The 14393-nt window shown below is 62.1% G+C and carries 14 protein-coding genes and 1 pseudogene; 8 read left to right on the plus strand and 7 right to left on the minus strand.

The window, feature by feature from the left end:
- The coding region (locus A5694_RS20415; protein WP_207516061.1) for a hypothetical protein at positions 1-720 on the plus strand (720 nt) is incomplete at its 5' end.
- Here the strand turns inward: A5694_RS20415 and A5694_RS20420 are convergent.
- Positions 721-1656 (minus strand): hypothetical protein, encoded by a 936-nt coding sequence (locus tag A5694_RS20420; RefSeq protein ID WP_082952774.1) that lies wholly within the window; start codon positions 1654-1656, stop codon positions 721-723.
- Between the two features lie 390 nt (positions 1657-2046).
- On the opposite strand from A5694_RS20420, the gene A5694_RS20425 reads away from it, so the two are divergent.
- From A5694_RS20425 to A5694_RS20430, 3 genes are read left to right on the plus strand one after another with little or no spacing between them, the layout of a single operon-like run.
- Positions 2047-2649 carry a DUF4365 domain-containing protein gene (locus A5694_RS20425; RefSeq protein WP_234787948.1) on the plus strand — a complete coding sequence of 201 codons (603 nt, stop codon included), beginning with the start codon at positions 2047-2049 and terminating at the stop codon, positions 2647-2649.
- 26 nt (positions 2650-2675) lie between these two features.
- Positions 2676-2807: a hypothetical protein gene (locus A5694_RS25010; RefSeq protein WP_267887760.1), complete on the plus strand. Its 132-nt coding sequence runs from the start codon at positions 2676-2678 to the stop codon at positions 2805-2807.
- Positions 2808-2840: 33 nt separating this feature from the next.
- Positions 2841-3143, plus strand: a complete 303-nt coding sequence (locus A5694_RS20430; RefSeq protein WP_064924133.1) for a hypothetical protein — start codon at positions 2841-2843, stop codon at positions 3141-3143.
- Positions 3144-3177: 34 nt separating this feature from the next.
- Here A5694_RS20430 and A5694_RS20435 read toward each other — a convergent pair whose 3' ends face one another.
- Entirely contained in the window at positions 3178-4857 is a 1680-nt protein-coding gene (locus A5694_RS20435) for an AAA family ATPase (protein WP_064924134.1), read from the minus strand.
- Between the two features lie 550 nt (positions 4858-5407).
- Between A5694_RS20435 and A5694_RS23780 the strand changes: the two genes are divergently transcribed.
- Positions 5408-6892 (plus strand): hypothetical protein, encoded by a 1485-nt coding sequence (locus tag A5694_RS23780; RefSeq protein ID WP_131809622.1) that lies wholly within the window; start codon positions 5408-5410, stop codon positions 6890-6892.
- Positions 6893-6950: 58 nt separating this feature from the next.
- Positions 6951-7853 carry a DNA adenine methylase gene (locus A5694_RS20450; protein ID WP_207516062.1) on the plus strand — a complete coding sequence of 301 codons (903 nt, stop codon included), beginning with the start codon at positions 6951-6953 and terminating at the stop codon, positions 7851-7853.
- Between the two features lie 155 nt (positions 7854-8008).
- On the opposite strand, the gene A5694_RS22905 is transcribed toward A5694_RS20450, so the two are convergent.
- Together A5694_RS22905 and A5694_RS20455 are read right to left on the minus strand one after the other, a co-directional pair.
- On the minus strand, positions 8009-9130 hold the full coding sequence (locus tag A5694_RS22905; RefSeq protein WP_165605207.1) for a S1 family peptidase: 1122 nt from the start codon (positions 9128-9130) through the stop codon (positions 8009-8011).
- A gap of 401 nt (positions 9131-9531) precedes the next feature.
- A pseudogene (locus tag A5694_RS20455) lies at positions 9532-10711 on the minus strand (IS481 family transposase).
- 151 nt (positions 10712-10862) lie between these two features.
- Here A5694_RS20455 and A5694_RS20460 point away from each other — a divergent pair.
- A complete protein-coding gene (locus tag A5694_RS20460; protein ID WP_064924138.1) occupies positions 10863-11549 on the plus strand; it encodes a phosphoribosyltransferase in 687 nt (228 codons plus the stop codon).
- Here A5694_RS20460 and A5694_RS20465 read toward each other — a convergent pair.
- Both A5694_RS20465 and wag31 read right to left on the minus strand, forming a co-directional pair.
- Entirely contained in the window at positions 11546-11911 is a 366-nt protein-coding gene (locus A5694_RS20465) for a hypothetical protein (protein ID WP_064924139.1), read from the minus strand. The two genes, A5694_RS20460 and A5694_RS20465, sit on opposite strands and share 4 nt — an antisense overlap.
- Positions 11912-11976: 65 nt before the next feature.
- Positions 11977-12771: a DivIVA-like cell division protein Wag31 gene (wag31, locus tag A5694_RS20470; protein WP_064924140.1), complete on the minus strand. Its 795-nt coding sequence runs from the start codon at positions 12769-12771 to the stop codon at positions 11977-11979.
- Between the two features lie 499 nt (positions 12772-13270).
- Between wag31 and A5694_RS25015 the strand changes: the two genes are divergently transcribed.
- Positions 13271-14074, plus strand: coding sequence for a DUF2249 domain-containing protein (locus tag A5694_RS25015; protein ID WP_064924141.1), 804 nt, complete (start codon positions 13271-13273; stop codon positions 14072-14074).
- A 10-nt stretch (positions 14075-14084) separates the two neighbouring features.
- Here A5694_RS25015 and A5694_RS20480 read toward each other — a convergent pair whose 3' ends face one another.
- Positions 14085-14375, minus strand: a complete 291-nt coding sequence (locus tag A5694_RS20480) for a YggT family protein (RefSeq protein ID WP_019735026.1) — start codon at positions 14373-14375, stop codon at positions 14085-14087.
- Positions 14376-14393 lie beyond the last annotated feature (18 nt).

The following is a 14393-nucleotide window of genomic DNA, read 5'->3' on the forward strand; positions in this document are numbered from 1 at the left end:
TCAGCGACACGCCCGATACCAAGTCCAGCACCGTCTGCCCCGACCCCCGAAACCCCACCACCCCAGGGGACTCACCCGCCCGACCAGGTCAGCCTGCACTTCAATCAGGGCATCGACAAGGTGCCCCACGAACCGACGGAGCGAGAGCTGGCCCGGGCTCGGCGCGGCTACCTGTTTCCTGATTTCGACGAGCGGCCCTCCGAGGACTTAGAAATCCAACTCGGCGACGACAAAACAGCCGCGTTCTGGTCGGCTACCTGGCGCGACTCCGACGGTCACCAGCTCGAAGACGACCTCCCACGCATTATCGAAGAGATCCTGTTTCGACTGGACCGCAAGGTCGCCGCTCGCGAAGCCGAAGAACGTCGACAGATCGAAGCCGAACGTCAACTCGTTCTGCGAAGGCAAGCGTGGGACGAAGCCCGGGCGGCCGCAGTCATCGCTTTCGGAGACAAGTTCCTCCGCGACGCCATGCTCCGGGAGGCCCGCGACTGGCGGAAAGCCGAAGAACTGCGCGACTACGCCACCGCGGTCAGCGAGCGGGCTGCTCGCCTGGACGAACCCGACCGCACGCGACTCCTGGACTGGGCCAACGAGATTCGTGAACACGCCGCCAAACTGGACCCGATCACGTCCACCCGCGGCCGGCCAACCCCGCCATCACCTGGCATGAACGACCTGCAACCATTCATGGGCAAACACGGCATCTGGCGGCCCTGATCACCACCATCGTCGACTCCGAACCGGCACATGGATCACCGGAATCTCCGAGGGTTTGAGCGGACGTTCCACGACCGGGCGAACCGTTGCCGGAGTAATGCGGCCCTCGACATGCTCCTGCTCAATGATTTCCGCGACGTACGAATGTTCCTGCCCTTTGAGCTGATCGATCATGCGCGCAAGCAACTCGTCCAATCGTCTTACCTCGGCTTCGGCGGCATCGACGCGCTCCTGCAATGTGACGGCTCGGTGACCGCACCAGGCGCGCAGCAATTCATGCAGCGGACGACCATATCGCAGGTAGCTGTCGTACTCCTGCTCCGGCGAGGTGGAGTAACTGTAGCGGTCACGGGCAGTGGCTGACCTGCCGCGTTTGCAGAGTTCTCGATACTTCTTCTCGTCGTTGATCACCCAATCGAGGATCGGCATCGGGTTGGCGTGGGCGATCGCCGCGGCCAGCCGCATCGTGCCCTCCGGCGACACGAACACAGCACCACCGTCCTCAAAGTAATCGAGTTGATCAAGGACCTCATCGACCGTGACGCCGATCAGCGCTGCCAGAGCTGCACGATCCTTGACGATGGCGGTCCATCGCGAATAACGCCAGTCAAGTTCGCCGATCGAGTCCCGGACAAGCTCTAGGAACACGTGCTCGACCGCCCCGTCTTCGGTGCTATCCAGTGGCTCCTCGTCGAGGAAACGCTGCCAGTGCGCCATGTGCTCGTCGTAGCTCTCAACCTTTGACCAGGGGCCGTGCAGACGCCCGGCAGGTACGTTTTCGACGGTGCCGGCCTTCTCGCCATCGAGGAACTCAACCTCGTAGCGGGGCGTCTTCTTGCGCTGATCAACCGCAACAACCCGGACCCGCTCCGACGGGGCGAACTCACTTAGGCGGTAGATCTGCTCAGTGCCGGGCTCGATCAAAGAGGTGCTCACGCATCAACTTTGTCCCAGGAACGACCCCGCCGCTGGTCAATGTGACTCTGGGGTTGAGTCTCGGTGGTGGACGGTCAGATGGCTTGCCGTCTGACTGATCCGTCTTCGCGGTGGCCATTGACCGGTTCAGCGATCTGGACCGCGGGGGCACTCGAGGCGGTGAGCTCCCGCCGAAACCGCACTATCCGCCGGGCCCACGGCTCGACAACATCGTCCAGCTCGTCGTATGGGTCAGCTTGCGAGCAAGCCATCGGACGCTGACCCCCGAGATGCACGACAAGGCGATCGCAGAGCTTCCGTTCGGCGTCTGGCGACTTCTGACCGCTGGCCTCAGACCCCGGGCGGTTCAGACCGCCCAGCATGGCCGCGTCCTAGTCTGGCGTAGTGAACATGATGGAGCCTGCGCGGAAGCATCTGCGAGTGGGCCATCGCTCCGAAAGAGGCGCAATCAACGCCGTCCGCACGCTCCTGGAGCGCCACGATCAAGTCGTCGACGAAGTCGACGGTAGAAGCGACTACGGACGCGACCTCAACGTCGATGTGACTCGTGGGTCCGAGATCACCGGCGGGATCATTGGTGTGCAAGTCAAAGGGGGCAAGTCCTTCTACCGGAACGGCCGGTGGATCATCCCTGCGACGCCCACGGACTGGCACTACTGGCGCTCATCGACCGTCCCCATCATCGGCATGGTGCATGATCCCGCCACGGCAGCGATCAGGTGGATCAACCTCTCGCAGCTTGCACGCAGCGAGGTGCAGATCGATGACGGCGGCTACGGTGCTACGCCGCAGTCCGACGAGGTGACAGAAGTAGTCGTTAGCAACGTGCTCGACGACACGACGTTTGACGCGTTTTTGGGTGAAGTGTCGAGACCTACCTCGCTGCAACCCCAGAATCGGCCTATCTGCTTCTGGTCGAATCCGACGACGAGGCTCGTCGACGTGGGATCTTCAACTGCTGGACGCTGGGACGTCGCGACCCGCGGCCCCTGATCCTCCTACGGCGACTCCTCCCGTCTATGGCGGGACGGAGCCTGCTCGACGGCATCACTGTCCTGGCGCACGTCACCCCGCACCCCGACATCTTCTGGACGAGGCAGAACTGGATCACCCCACTCATCGAGGATGAGGTACTCGCGACCCTTCGTTGATCTTCGGAAGAACTGGCAACGCTGGTTCACGCGGTGGAGACTTTGGATGAGGGCGGTGTGGACTGGCAGCGAGGGGGAATCGGCCAAAGCCTTTGGTCGATCATGGTGGTCGACCCGGACCTGTGCCAGAAGCTGCCGGGAGCCATCCGGATCTGCGTGGAGGCCGGTCACTTGCAATCCGCGCTCCGCCTAGTCATCTGCTACCAGTACCTAGTCGAAGATCCGGTGTCCACCATCGACGCGATCATGAAGAAGTATCCATCGCTCGCCGCCGACGAGATGGCCGGATGGATAGTGGAACATCTGCATGAGTGGGGCAGGATCGATGTCTACTAGACGGCACGGGTCGCCTCTCGGTAAGGACGGGCCACTAGCCGGATCTTCTCGGTTTCACTTCAAGTGCATGCAACTTTGCTTCGTCAATGCTGTAGGCGTTCCGCATAACGCCATGCATTGCATTCCTCAGCTTTAAAAGGAAAGCATTGGTCGCTGCGGGATTAGCCTGAGTCCAATGCTTCCACGGGTTGTATTGCTTTGTCGTAGCAGAGATGAGCTGCTGAAATTGTTCGCCCTTGTAGAACTTCTTGAATACCTCTCGGGGCTTCTTAGCGCCCACGTAGGCTTCCACTCGTTCTTTTATGTCAACGGCATTGCCTGTAATTTCGAACTCATTGATCACGTCGCGCGCTTCATTGGTGAAAACGACACGCGTGAACTGTCGTTCATTCCTCCAAAAAGGATCATCGGCAGCAAGGTTGTAAAGATGCTGGAAAATCAGCTGATCCGGAGGCAAGTCGCCGGGCAGCAACACCACGGTTTTCCAAGACGTCGGGGGTTGGTCCCCGTCAAGACATACGATGCTGTTCTGCGAGAATTCCGGTATCTTCTTCTTGATCAACTGGAGGTAGTTAGAACAGCCTAAGGTAATCTCTGGTAGCGGAACTGTAAATTTCTTGATCGGCTGCCTGTAAACGAGAGCTTCGAAGAAGTCTGCGGCCTCCCTGTCTTCGAAGTAAACACGCAGGCTGGGCAGCGACAATCCCCGTTCGACCTTGATAGTTTTCGTGGCGATATCGGCGCTGATCTGCACCCACGACCAGTCTTCCATAACCTGGACGTCGCCGTACGTGTCACTAAGGTAGATTGTCTTAAATTTCCGCCTGAATTTCTGACTGTGCTCGTGGGCGTGTTCAATCAAAACCGGAGAATGTGAAGTCATAATGACCTGGAGGTCGAGTTCAGCGCATTCGCGTGCGAGAACCTTCCACAGGTTGATCTGCGCCGTCGGAAATAGACCGGCATCAGCCTCGTCGATCAACAGCAAGCCGCCCTTATAGTCGGGGTACTCTCCCTTCAACTTACGAAAAGACATCAACGCTAACGCGATTTGACCCGCATTGTCTTCGCCAGCCGAGACGGATTCGTGATCGTAGTCGGTGCCATGCGCCACTGCCGAGCTGATGGTTCCGTCTGTTCCAGTGGCATGGGCAGAATTTTTATTGAGAATCTCGTTGGTGAGTTTGAGAAAATCTTGCTTGTGCAGATTGAGATAATCGAAACTGTCCACGTTATACTCGCGGGCCGCGATGGGAAACAATCGCTTCAGGCTCAAGAATATGACGGGATGCGTGAAGTTCCTGCTGGTGTTACCTTTCCCCGATACGGTGCTGTTGTTCCGGACCACTGGGCGCGGCTTGTTCTGCCTCCGCATGAGTTCCAGCTTGGCCGTAGCTGCTTTATTGGTGTAACCGTCATGCAGTTCGATGTTGACGGTCATGGATCCTGGCACGTCGAACGTCTCAGACATTCGGAAGTGTTCGCTGTATTGTGACTTGAACGCACCCCCCGCTATTTGCTGGAATGAAAGCGAAGTATCTGAGACGTAGTCCTTCTCAAAGCTAAAGATTTGCGCAGCGATTCCAAGGATGGAGGATTTTGATGTGCCGTTCTTGCCGCATACGACGGTGATATGATCTCCAAGTTCGACGTCGACGCCGCGGAGTGCCCGAAAACGCTCGATCAACAATTTCTTGAGTTGCGTCTTGGACATCAGCTACCCCCGAGCGGGGTCTGACACCACAGGTTGCGGCTCACGTCGATGTACACCTTCCGTCAGCGAACAAACAGGTATCCATGGCCGATACTCGCCCACTCGTTGGGGTGAGCGACTGAGCGGCCATGTTGGAGCCGAGCATAGGCAGAGGTGACCCTCGGACGCGGCTAACAGCACCGTTCATTGTGGAGCGAAATTTGACCAGCGTTCTCCCTCCTGCAAAGGACGCCGTCTCGAAAGATTGGACGCAAGCTTTCGAGGGATCTCGCCGGCGTTCCGTCGGCCGTAGCCAACGGGACCGCGATGGCATTGCTGGTTGCGCTCGGCGGATGACGGGATAACCCCGCCAGGATCATGGGGAACACCATCCACCCGAGACCAGCCGGCCGCAATGGTTGACAGCTGAAGCGTCGGCAGGCTAGCCGGTACGGATTCAAGACATCGTCAAGGGCATCGCTCGCCCGCGGATCGCCGACAATCCGGAGAATACGCTGGCTACACTCGTTGTCCATGCACTGGATCTTGGGGCATGCGCGGCGGGAGCAGTATGTCGGCTGAGTCGGCGCCGCAGGTCGCCAAACTCGGACACGTCCGCCCGGTCGAACTGTCGTGGGCCGACCTAGTCCTGGACGACGAGAATCCACGACTGGAAGAGGGCGGCGAGACCACGCGGGAATCGGTCAACGCCCTGATCGAACTTGATGCCACAAAGCAGATCAACATGGCGCGTGACATCGCCGAGTCCGGAACCCTCAGTCCGTTCGAGCTTCCCGGGGTGATCCTCGAAGACGGCCTCTACATCGTGGTGGAGGGTAACCGTCGGGTAGCGGCGCTGAAGATGCTCAGATCCCCAGACCTCATTGACGATCAGCGGATCCGCCGGCGCGTCGAGGCCATCATTTCCGCAAACGGGGCCGGGCCTGATGAAGTTGCTTGCTCGCTCTTCGAGAACCGCGAATCGGCAAGGCGGTGGATCGAACTGCGGCATACCGGGGAGAACGAGGGCCGCGGCCTGAGCCCCTGGACGACCGATATGTCCGAGCGCTTCAACCCCACGCCAGGATCCCAAACGGGACTCGCAATGCAGCTCCGCGATCTTATGGTGAATGCGTACCCCAGCGATACCCAACTGCTCGGGCACCTCACGACGATCTTTCGCGGAGGGTACAACACAGCAGGAGCGCGGGTGCGGCGCCGTGTGACGACCCTCGGACGCCTCATTCTGCCCAAGCAAATGCAAGAAGCATTCGGTTACACGATCGAGCGCGCTAGTGGTGCAATCCGCGTGGTCGGGCCGGAGCAGGCGGTGCACGCAGCCTTCCGAAGAATTATCTTCGATGTTTCCGAGGGCATGACTGCTCGCGACATCAACAATCAGGAGCTCGTCAGTAACTACATAGCCAGCATCGCGCACCTGAAAGTGCCTGGCGGCTCGGCCACTTCACCGAATTCCTCCAGCCCGACGCCGCCAGCCACTGGTCAACAAACACCGGGAGCAAGCACTCCACCTGCGACAGGTGGTGGGGGTTCACAGCCAATGCCACCGCCATCGCCTCCGCCAGCCCCAACGGGGCGTCGTCAGCGACCAAGATCCGAACAACGCATCTTCCAGGGCTTGCGCCTAACAAAGTTTCAACTCCGTACTTCCGACACCCTCATTCAGGCGCAGCGCTTAGGCATCGATGAAACGACGCTAGTCGCTGGCGTCATGGTGCGAGTTATCGTCGAACTCTGTGTCACCGAGGCAATCGATAAGCTCAGCCTGACGGTGCCTGGCCGCCCGACGCTACGGAACAAGTTGAAGGCTGTTCTGAAGCACCTTGACCCACAGATCGAACACTCACAGAATCGCGGGCCTCGGCTCGCTGCCGCCTGGATGGATAGCCAGAAGGACAACGCCACCAACGGACTGGGCGTCGACATGATGAACGCCTACGTGCACAGCTTCACCCAGAGAGGAGGACCGGCGGATGTTCGGGCGCTGAGTCAGCACTACCGGCCGCTCTTGGAGGACCTGGACTCAGCGCTGTGAGAGCGGTGGCCACCTCGGCGTTAACGCGATATCATAGGCACGTGGATAGTCGCCGGATATGTTGCCTAGCAATGTCATTGCCTTTATGAGGTACATCAGTCCGCTCCGGTATCCCGGCGGCAAAGCTCGCATCGCCCCGTTCGCCGCCGAACTGCTCGCATCGCAGAATCCACGTCCACGCCGCTACGCAGAACCGTTCGCCGGCGGGGCAGGAAGTGCACTAACACTCCTTGTCGGTGAGCATGTCGATGTCATTCACATCAACGACCTCAACCCTGGAATAGCGGCGTTTTGGCGATGCGTGTTCAACCAAACCAAACGGCTGATCAAACGCATCGAGGACACCGATGTGAGTCTAGAAACCTGGTATCTCGCCCGTGAGATCTATGACCACCCAAAGCGCCACGGTGATCTGGAACTGGGATTTGCGACATTCTTTCTCAACCGGTGCAATCGATCTGGCATATTGAACGCTCGACCCATCGGTGGTCTAGAACAGACGGGTCAGTGGAAGATCGACGCTCGCTTCAACCGGGAGAATCTCACCCAGAGAATCGCCTACATCGGGTCATACCGGCGCCGTGTCGAACTGACCGAACTTGACGCCCGAGACTTCCTTGCCGGATTGTCCCCGCATCGACGCGACATGCTCGTCTACGTTGACCCTCCGTACCTCGGCCAAGGGGACGACCTCTACCTCGACCGACTCAGTGCCGAGGATCATCACGACCTCGCAACCAAGCTGCGGCACTCCAAGTTGAAGTGGTTCCTGACCTACGATGCCGATGACCGTGTGACCGACGAACTCTACGTCAAGTTCAGATGCGCAGAGTTCGACATCAAACACACAGCCCAGGTGAACCACATGGGCACCGAATTCGTCGTCTTCGCAGACACCATCGCGGTCCCCGACGACTTGCAGATCCTGACCACCGCCAAAGGTCGATGGATTGTTGCTTAAAGCAACGGGCCGCGCCCGACTCCAAAGCCGACGAGCTGAGAGCACTACCATGTTCAGCTGACAAGTCCGATGGCAGGTGAAGTCACTCGACGGCCGAATCTCTCACTGGCTGCTCTCTTCCACGGATCAAGCTATCTCTAATAGTGGCTATGATGTCACGAATTATCGCCTGCAAGCTTTACAAGCCCGCCGTAGCCCAAATCTCTCACAGCTAATTCAACCTGGCTAGCCGGTACTCCTCCGTAGAACGGAGCTTCTATCTCATTGCCCTTAAACGTAGTTAGCTGTGACACAAGACCTAGGATATAGCCATCATGGGAAACGACTGGCCCCCCGCTATTACCAGGCCGTGCGATTGCAGAAAATAGAAAGAAAGGATTTGCCCGGCGATCGAGAATATTTGGATTCACCACCTCGCCGCGCTGAACGACCAGCGGAACAGCCTCACTATCTGCCATAGGTATCGGTGGATATCCGAAGATGTACATCTCGTCAGACCACTCCGCATCGCGAAACTCCAAGTCGGACAGTGTCTCAAGGCGATCGGGTTCAGATTTGCCTGCCAGTAGTAGATCTGCATTCAAACTTATCCGTTCTGCCGTATGCGCTACCTCGATCACTCCCACATCTATCGTGGGGTGCGACTTCGCGCCAACCACACGCAGCGGTGAGCGGTTGGCCCACGAAATGCGACCGGGCGGAATCACTTTGGGGCGCGGAAGCTCGGGGTCTATGTCCATGCCCTCGATGACATGGGCATTGGTGATGATGTGGGTTCCGTCAACGACCAAACCGCTCCCGATATCCGGTTCGCCAGTAGCGCGACTGACACCCGGAATTGGAATAGTGAGCCCGCCAAAGCTGGGCACAATCAGTTCCGCGCCAAATAAGCGCGCCATCCAAAGGTCACCACCCATTGGTGCGCGGCCATAATTCCAAGTTAAATAGGCGTGACCCACCGGTCCCGCTGCAGCCTCAACCAACCCCCAGTCGTAAAGAATGCCGCGCCGCTCCATATCCTCGACGATGTGGGCGACCTCCTTGATATGCGAGCGGATATTCGTGATACCCCTCGCCTCGAGGTACAAGACAAGATCCATAAGCGTGCGATGTGGTTTCGCGGCGATACTTTCAAACTTTGTTCCGGTGAGAATGTTTATCGCAAACTCAGTCGGCTTGCCGGCGGTGAAAAGTTGCGTAGCCGAAAGCGCAACCATCATCCGCCACTCAAGGCTCATCGGTTCGCCCGTCAAGAACAGATTCTCGCCACCTGCCATCTGCCGTCCCCTCACAGGCCGTACCCGAATACCGCCAACCCTAGATCGGTGCGCGAATTGCGTGGTGATTGCCTCGGCCGCGTGTCCCGACTCACCGGTCTCTTTAGTCGGCCTCCCGCGATAGCACCCAAACGAACGGTCGTCGCATGGCGTGGGTCGGCGCCGACCTCCCCGCATACTGGTCGGTAAGGAATGAACAGGGCCTGGCATCATCACGTCGGCACCTGGCCGAACCATCCGAGGTCACCACACCAGGTACCAGAGAATCGCTTCGCCAGCCGTGAGACCCTGGTCAACGGCCCAGCTGAAAGATCCCAACCCGTGTCGCAGATGGCCAACTCCCCCCTCGGACACCATTGTGATGAGTCGCGTCATCGGTGACACCTGAGTCGCGTCATCGGTTACAGATTGCCCCGGCTTTTGCCGGGGTTTTTCTGTTTGTTGGGCCAGTAGTTGTGGTCGGGGTCGATGTGGTGGCTGGCGAGTTGGTGGTGGCCGGTTTTGCTGATGACGGTGACGGTGGTGGCGGCGATCAGGATGAGCACGGGGGTGCCGGCGTGGGCGCGTCCGATGCCGAGGTGGTGTAGGCGGCTGGCGTGGCGCAGGGTGAGTTTGCCGAATTGGTCGACGGTGTCGGTGCGTAGCCGGATGGCGGCTTGGGGTTGTGCGGTGGGGGTGGCTTTGGGTCGGGCGAGGTAGGCCTGTTGTGGGGTGATGTGGCCGGGATGGGCGCGGTGGGCGCGTTGGGTGTTGTAGACGGTGCGGAAGTCATCGAGGAGGTCTTGGAGCTCGGCGACGGTTTTTGGGTGGGGTCGTGCGCTTAGCCAGCGTTTGAGGGTTTGGTGGAAGCGTTCGATTTTGCCTTGGGTTTGGGGGTGGCCGGGGTGGCCGTTTTTCTGAGTGATGCCCAGGGCGGCTAGTAGGCGTTCGAAGTCGTTGTGTCCGCCGGTGAATCGTGAGGTGTAGACCGAGCCGTTGTCGGTCAATGTGGTGGCCGGTAGCCCGAATTCGTCGGTGGTGGTGGTGAAGGTGGCGACGACGTCGGGTCCGCTGACTCGGTGGTGGGCGGTGCACGACAGTAGGTAGCGGGAGTGGTCGTCGAGCCAGTTGAGGATTTCGGTGTCGGTGCCGTCGGCCAGGGTCCAATGGGTGAAGTCGGATTGCCAGCATTCGCCTGCGCTGTTCGGCGGCGAAGCGGTGATAGGAGCTGCGGGGGCGTTTGCGTGGTTGTGGGGTGATCAGGCCGTGGTGATGCAGGATGCGCCGGATTGTGGAGGTAGAAGGGATCGGTAGCCCTTGCCGGGCGAGGTGGGCCTGCAGGGTCACCGGACCAGCGTCAAGACCTTCGGCGACTAGGCGTTCACGCAAGTGCACGATGGCGGCGATGACCTCATCGGAAATCCTGCGGGGGTTGCTGGCGGGGCGTCGGGAGCGCGGTTCGAGCGCGTCGAGGCCGCCGGTGCGGTAGCGGGCCAACAGGCGGTAGATGTGTTGACGGGAGACGTTGTAGGCCTCGGCTGCGGCGGACACCGACAGGTTCCCGCTGACGACTTCCAGGACGACCACACGGGCTTTGGACATGAACCACGACTGTCACCTATGACGCGACTCATCAACCACCCCCGCAGGTGTCACCTATGTCGCGACTCATCTGTCACCTATGTCGTGAACTCACACACCCCCCTCGGACACCGTGTGACTACAGCCGTCGAGTCGTAGGCTCGATGGGGAGATGACTCGACCAGGCGGCTCGAACCAGACGTCGGCGCCTCGCACCTTCCGCGATCGCCACGACGCCGGCCGGGTTCTGGCCGAGCGGCTGGCCGATTATCGCGGCACCGAGTCTCTGTTGGTGCTGGGTCTGGCCCGCGGCGGGGTGCCGGTCGCCTGGGAGGTGGCCGCCGCCCTGCAGGCGCCGCTGGATGTGTTCCTGGTGCGCAAGCTGGGCGTTCCGCAGTGGCCGGAACTGGCGATGGGCGCGTTGGCCAGCGGCGGGCTGGTGGTGGTCAACGATCAGGTGGTCGCCGACCTCGGTATCAGCAGCGAAGTGCTGCAGTCGGCGGTCGACCGCGAGTCGGCCGAACTGCGGCGGCGGGAAATCGCCTACCGCGGTGACCGGCCGGCCGCCGATCCGCGCGGCCGGGTCGTCATCCTGGTCGACGACGGCATCGCGACCGGCGCGAGCGTGCTGGCGGCGGTGCGGGCGGTGCAGTCAGCCGAACCGGCGAGGACCGTGGTCGCGGTACCGGTCAGCCCACTCTCGGCCTGCCGCAAGATCGCCCAGGAGGCCGACGACGTCGTGTGCGCGACGATCCCCGCCGCATTCGACGCCGTCGGTCAGACCTACGTCGACTTTCGTCAGGTCAGCGATGACGAGGTCCGCGACCTGCTGGCCACGCCGACCACCATTGCCGGTTAGTCGGCCGGATGCGTCACGGGGTCGTCGGTGTTGTCCTCGACCGCCACGCCGTCGTAGTCCTCGAGGGCGTCGGAGTCAACGGTTTCCGCCACCTCGGGCGTACCGTCTTCGGCGTCGTCGTCGGCGTCGGCGTCGGTGAAGGCCTCCGGGTCCGCCGGGGCCTCAGCCGCGTCCGAGACCGCCTCGGGCGCGGCCGCCGGGCTGTTGCGGCGACGCTCACGCAACGCGTCCACGATCAGCAACAGCACGCCCAGCAGGCTCGCCCCGATACACACCCAGGCCACCAGCGCGTTGCTGGTGACCACAGCGAATACCAGTGCAGCAAGTCCAATTGCCGCCAATACCAGCGCGATGATCAGCATCGATTCACCTCCCGCCCCACGAGCAGACTACTTGCACCCACCGCGTGACGGCCCGACTGCCACCGTCAGTTGGTGCCGCGGTTGAAATGGTTGAACCCGCCGCCGTCACTGGCGGCGCTGGTGTCCACCGGTGCCGCTGAGCCGCGTTGACCCAACTCCTCGAGCTGGGATTCCAGGTAGGTCTTGAGCCGGGTGCGGTATTCGCGCTCGAAGGTACGCAGCTGCTCCAAGCGGCCTTCCAGCACGGTGCGCTGCTGGTTGATGGTGCCCATGATCTCGGAGTGCTTGCGCTCGGCGTCGGCCTGCAGGGCGTCGGCCTTCTCCTGGGCCTGACGCAGCTGCGTCTCGGAGCGGGTCTGCGCATCGGCGAGCATGGCGTCGGCCCGCTGCCGGGCCTCGGCGACCGTCGTCTCCGCGGTCTGCCGGGCCTCGCTGAGGATCTGGTCGGCGTTGGCGCGGGCATCCGCCATCAGCTTCTCGGATTCGGCGCGGGCGGTGCCGGTCAGCCGGTCGGCGGTGTCCTGGGCCAGGCTCAGCACCCGTGCCGCCTTGAGTGCCTGGTCTTCGGTGGCCGGCTCGGGCGCGGCCGGCTGTGGCGCCGGCGCGGCCGGCTCGGGGGAAGGCTCGTAGACCGGGATCGAGGTGGTGACCTGCTGGCCCCCACCGGCGCGGGCCGCGGCCAGGTCCTGGTCGAGCTCGCTGACCCGCTGACGCAGGTCGGCGTTCTCCTCGATGAGCCGCGTCAGCTCGGTCTCCACCAGGTCGAGAAAGGCGTCGACCTCGTCCTCGTTGTAGCCGCGCTTCCCGATCGGCGGTTTGCTGAACGCGACGTTGTGCACGTCTGCCGGTGTTAGTGGCATCGTCTGCCCCCTTGGTCAGGTAGGTAGCACCGATCGGGCAAGTGTAGGTCGACCGGGAATACGCTAGCCGTGTTGTAACTGCCGTCCATCCTGTCACATCAGACGCTGGGCTCGGCAATGAGAATGATATTAAGAGTGAATTTCAAATTGCTGCCACAGAAATCACGCTTCGGCAAACACCACCGGTGAGGCCGGCCACCCATGCTCGCCGGGTCGTCGCGCGGCTAGCAAGGGCTGCCGTGACCGGGGCCGGCCCCGGCGGTGGCGCCGGTCCGGCCGCGGGCAGCAAAGTGTCAGACCCCGGCCGGTGAGCGCCGCGTATTTCGCTGTGTCCCAAACGCCGTCGGTGACCCCGGGTCCCCGCTGCCGGCACCGCCCCGCGGGGTACCGGCCCGCCACCCGGGACCGTATTATTCACAATGTCGGCCCGTAAATATTGATGGCCGGTGGCCCGCCCCCGACGCAGGGCCGATCGGGACCAAACGGAAGGAACCCCAGGATGACAACCAACGACGTGGTCGTGGCGACCAGCGCAGCGGATTCGGCGGCGGTCGATGAGGTGCGATCCCGCTATGCCGAGCTGCTCGGCCGCCAAGCCGCGCTGGGGGCGGCGGTGTTCGCCGCGGTGGGTACGGCCGGCCCGGGCTTCGACGACGCCCACCGCGCGGTCCAGGCCTTCATCGAGCAGGGGGTGCGCCCGCAGCTGCGGGCCGCGGTGGAGATCATCTACCCGGCGTCGGCCGGGGTCGAGCGGTCGCGGTTGCTGATCGAGGGCCTGCTCGGCGAGACCCAGCTGATCGAGCAGGCGGCGGCGCGCATCTCCCGCGACATCGACCGGGTGCAGATCGCCGCGCACGTCGAGGCGCTGCGGGTGCTGTTGGAGGCGCTGCTGGGCAAGATCGCCGACCTGCTGATGCCCGCGCTCGCCGAGGCCAGCGGTGTCTCGCTGGCCGATCTGGCCGCCCAGCTGCCGGCGATCCCCGCCGAGCCGGCCCAGGCCGCCCAGTCCGGCGCGGCCGGCGACGGTCATGGTGGCCACGGCGGCCATGGCGGCTGCGGCTGCGGCGAACAGGACGAGGAGATGCCCGAGCTCGACGTGCGCGAGATTCCGCACGCGATCCGGCACGCGACGGTGTTCGGGGCCTTCGACGCGGTCCCGATCGGCGGCTCGATGCTGCTGGTGGCGCCGCACGATCCGATTCCGCTGCTGCACCAGCTCGCCGAGCGCAGCGGCGGCCGGCTGGCGGTCGGCTACGAGGAGCGCGGCCCGGAGGCGTGGCGGCTGCGGTTGACCCGGGTCTGAGCCCGGGCCCTCACGCGGCGTGCTGCAGCGCCAGTTCCATCCCGACGAACGCGATCAGCAGCAGCACCATGATCGACAGGTCGATGCGCACCGCGCCGATGGTCAACTGCGGGATCAGGCGGCGCAGCAGCTTCACCGGTGGATCGGTGATACTCATGATCAGCTCCAGGATCACCACCGTGGCCCCGCGTGGGTGCCAGTCCCGGCTGAACGAGCGGATGAACTCGATGACGATCCGAGCGATGAGCAGCAGCCAGAACACGAACAGCGCGATACCGAGAATCGTGAAGAACAGCGCCAACGGAATGCGACCTTACTG

The sequence above is a fragment of the Mycolicibacter sinensis genome (assembly GCF_001667945.1).
GTDB classification, from domain to species: domain Bacteria; phylum Actinomycetota; class Actinomycetes; order Mycobacteriales; family Mycobacteriaceae; genus Mycobacterium; species Mycobacterium sinense_B.

Bases quoted from the DNA above. Each gene is read 5' to 3' on its own strand.
- A5694_RS20425 (WP_234787948.1), top strand. From the start codon at position 2,047: ATGATGGAGCCTGCGCGGAAGCATCTGCGAGTGGGCCATCGCTCCGAA.
- A5694_RS25010 (WP_267887760.1), top strand. From the start codon at position 2,676: ATGGCGGGACGGAGCCTGCTCGACGGCATCACTGTCCTGGCGCACGTC.
- A5694_RS20435 (WP_064924134.1), bottom strand. From the start codon at position 4,857: ATGTCCAAGACGCAACTCAAGAAATTGTTGATCGAGCGTTTTCGGGCA.
- A5694_RS23780 (WP_131809622.1), top strand. From the start codon at position 5,408: ATGTCGGCTGAGTCGGCGCCGCAGGTCGCCAAACTCGGACACGTCCGC.
- A5694_RS20450 (WP_207516062.1), top strand. From the start codon at position 6,951: ATGTTGCCTAGCAATGTCATTGCCTTTATGAGGTACATCAGTCCGCTC.
- A5694_RS22905 (WP_165605207.1), bottom strand. From the start codon at position 9,130: ATGGCAGGTGGCGAGAATCTGTTCTTGACGGGCGAACCGATGAGCCTT.
- A5694_RS20460 (WP_064924138.1), top strand. From the start codon at position 10,863: ATGACTCGACCAGGCGGCTCGAACCAGACGTCGGCGCCTCGCACCTTC.
- A5694_RS20465 (WP_064924139.1), bottom strand. From the start codon at position 11,911: ATGCTGATCATCGCGCTGGTATTGGCGGCAATTGGACTTGCTGCACTG.
- wag31 (WP_064924140.1), bottom strand. From the start codon at position 12,771: ATGCCACTAACACCGGCAGACGTGCACAACGTCGCGTTCAGCAAACCG.
- A5694_RS25015 (WP_064924141.1), top strand. From the start codon at position 13,271: ATGACAACCAACGACGTGGTCGTGGCGACCAGCGCAGCGGATTCGGCG.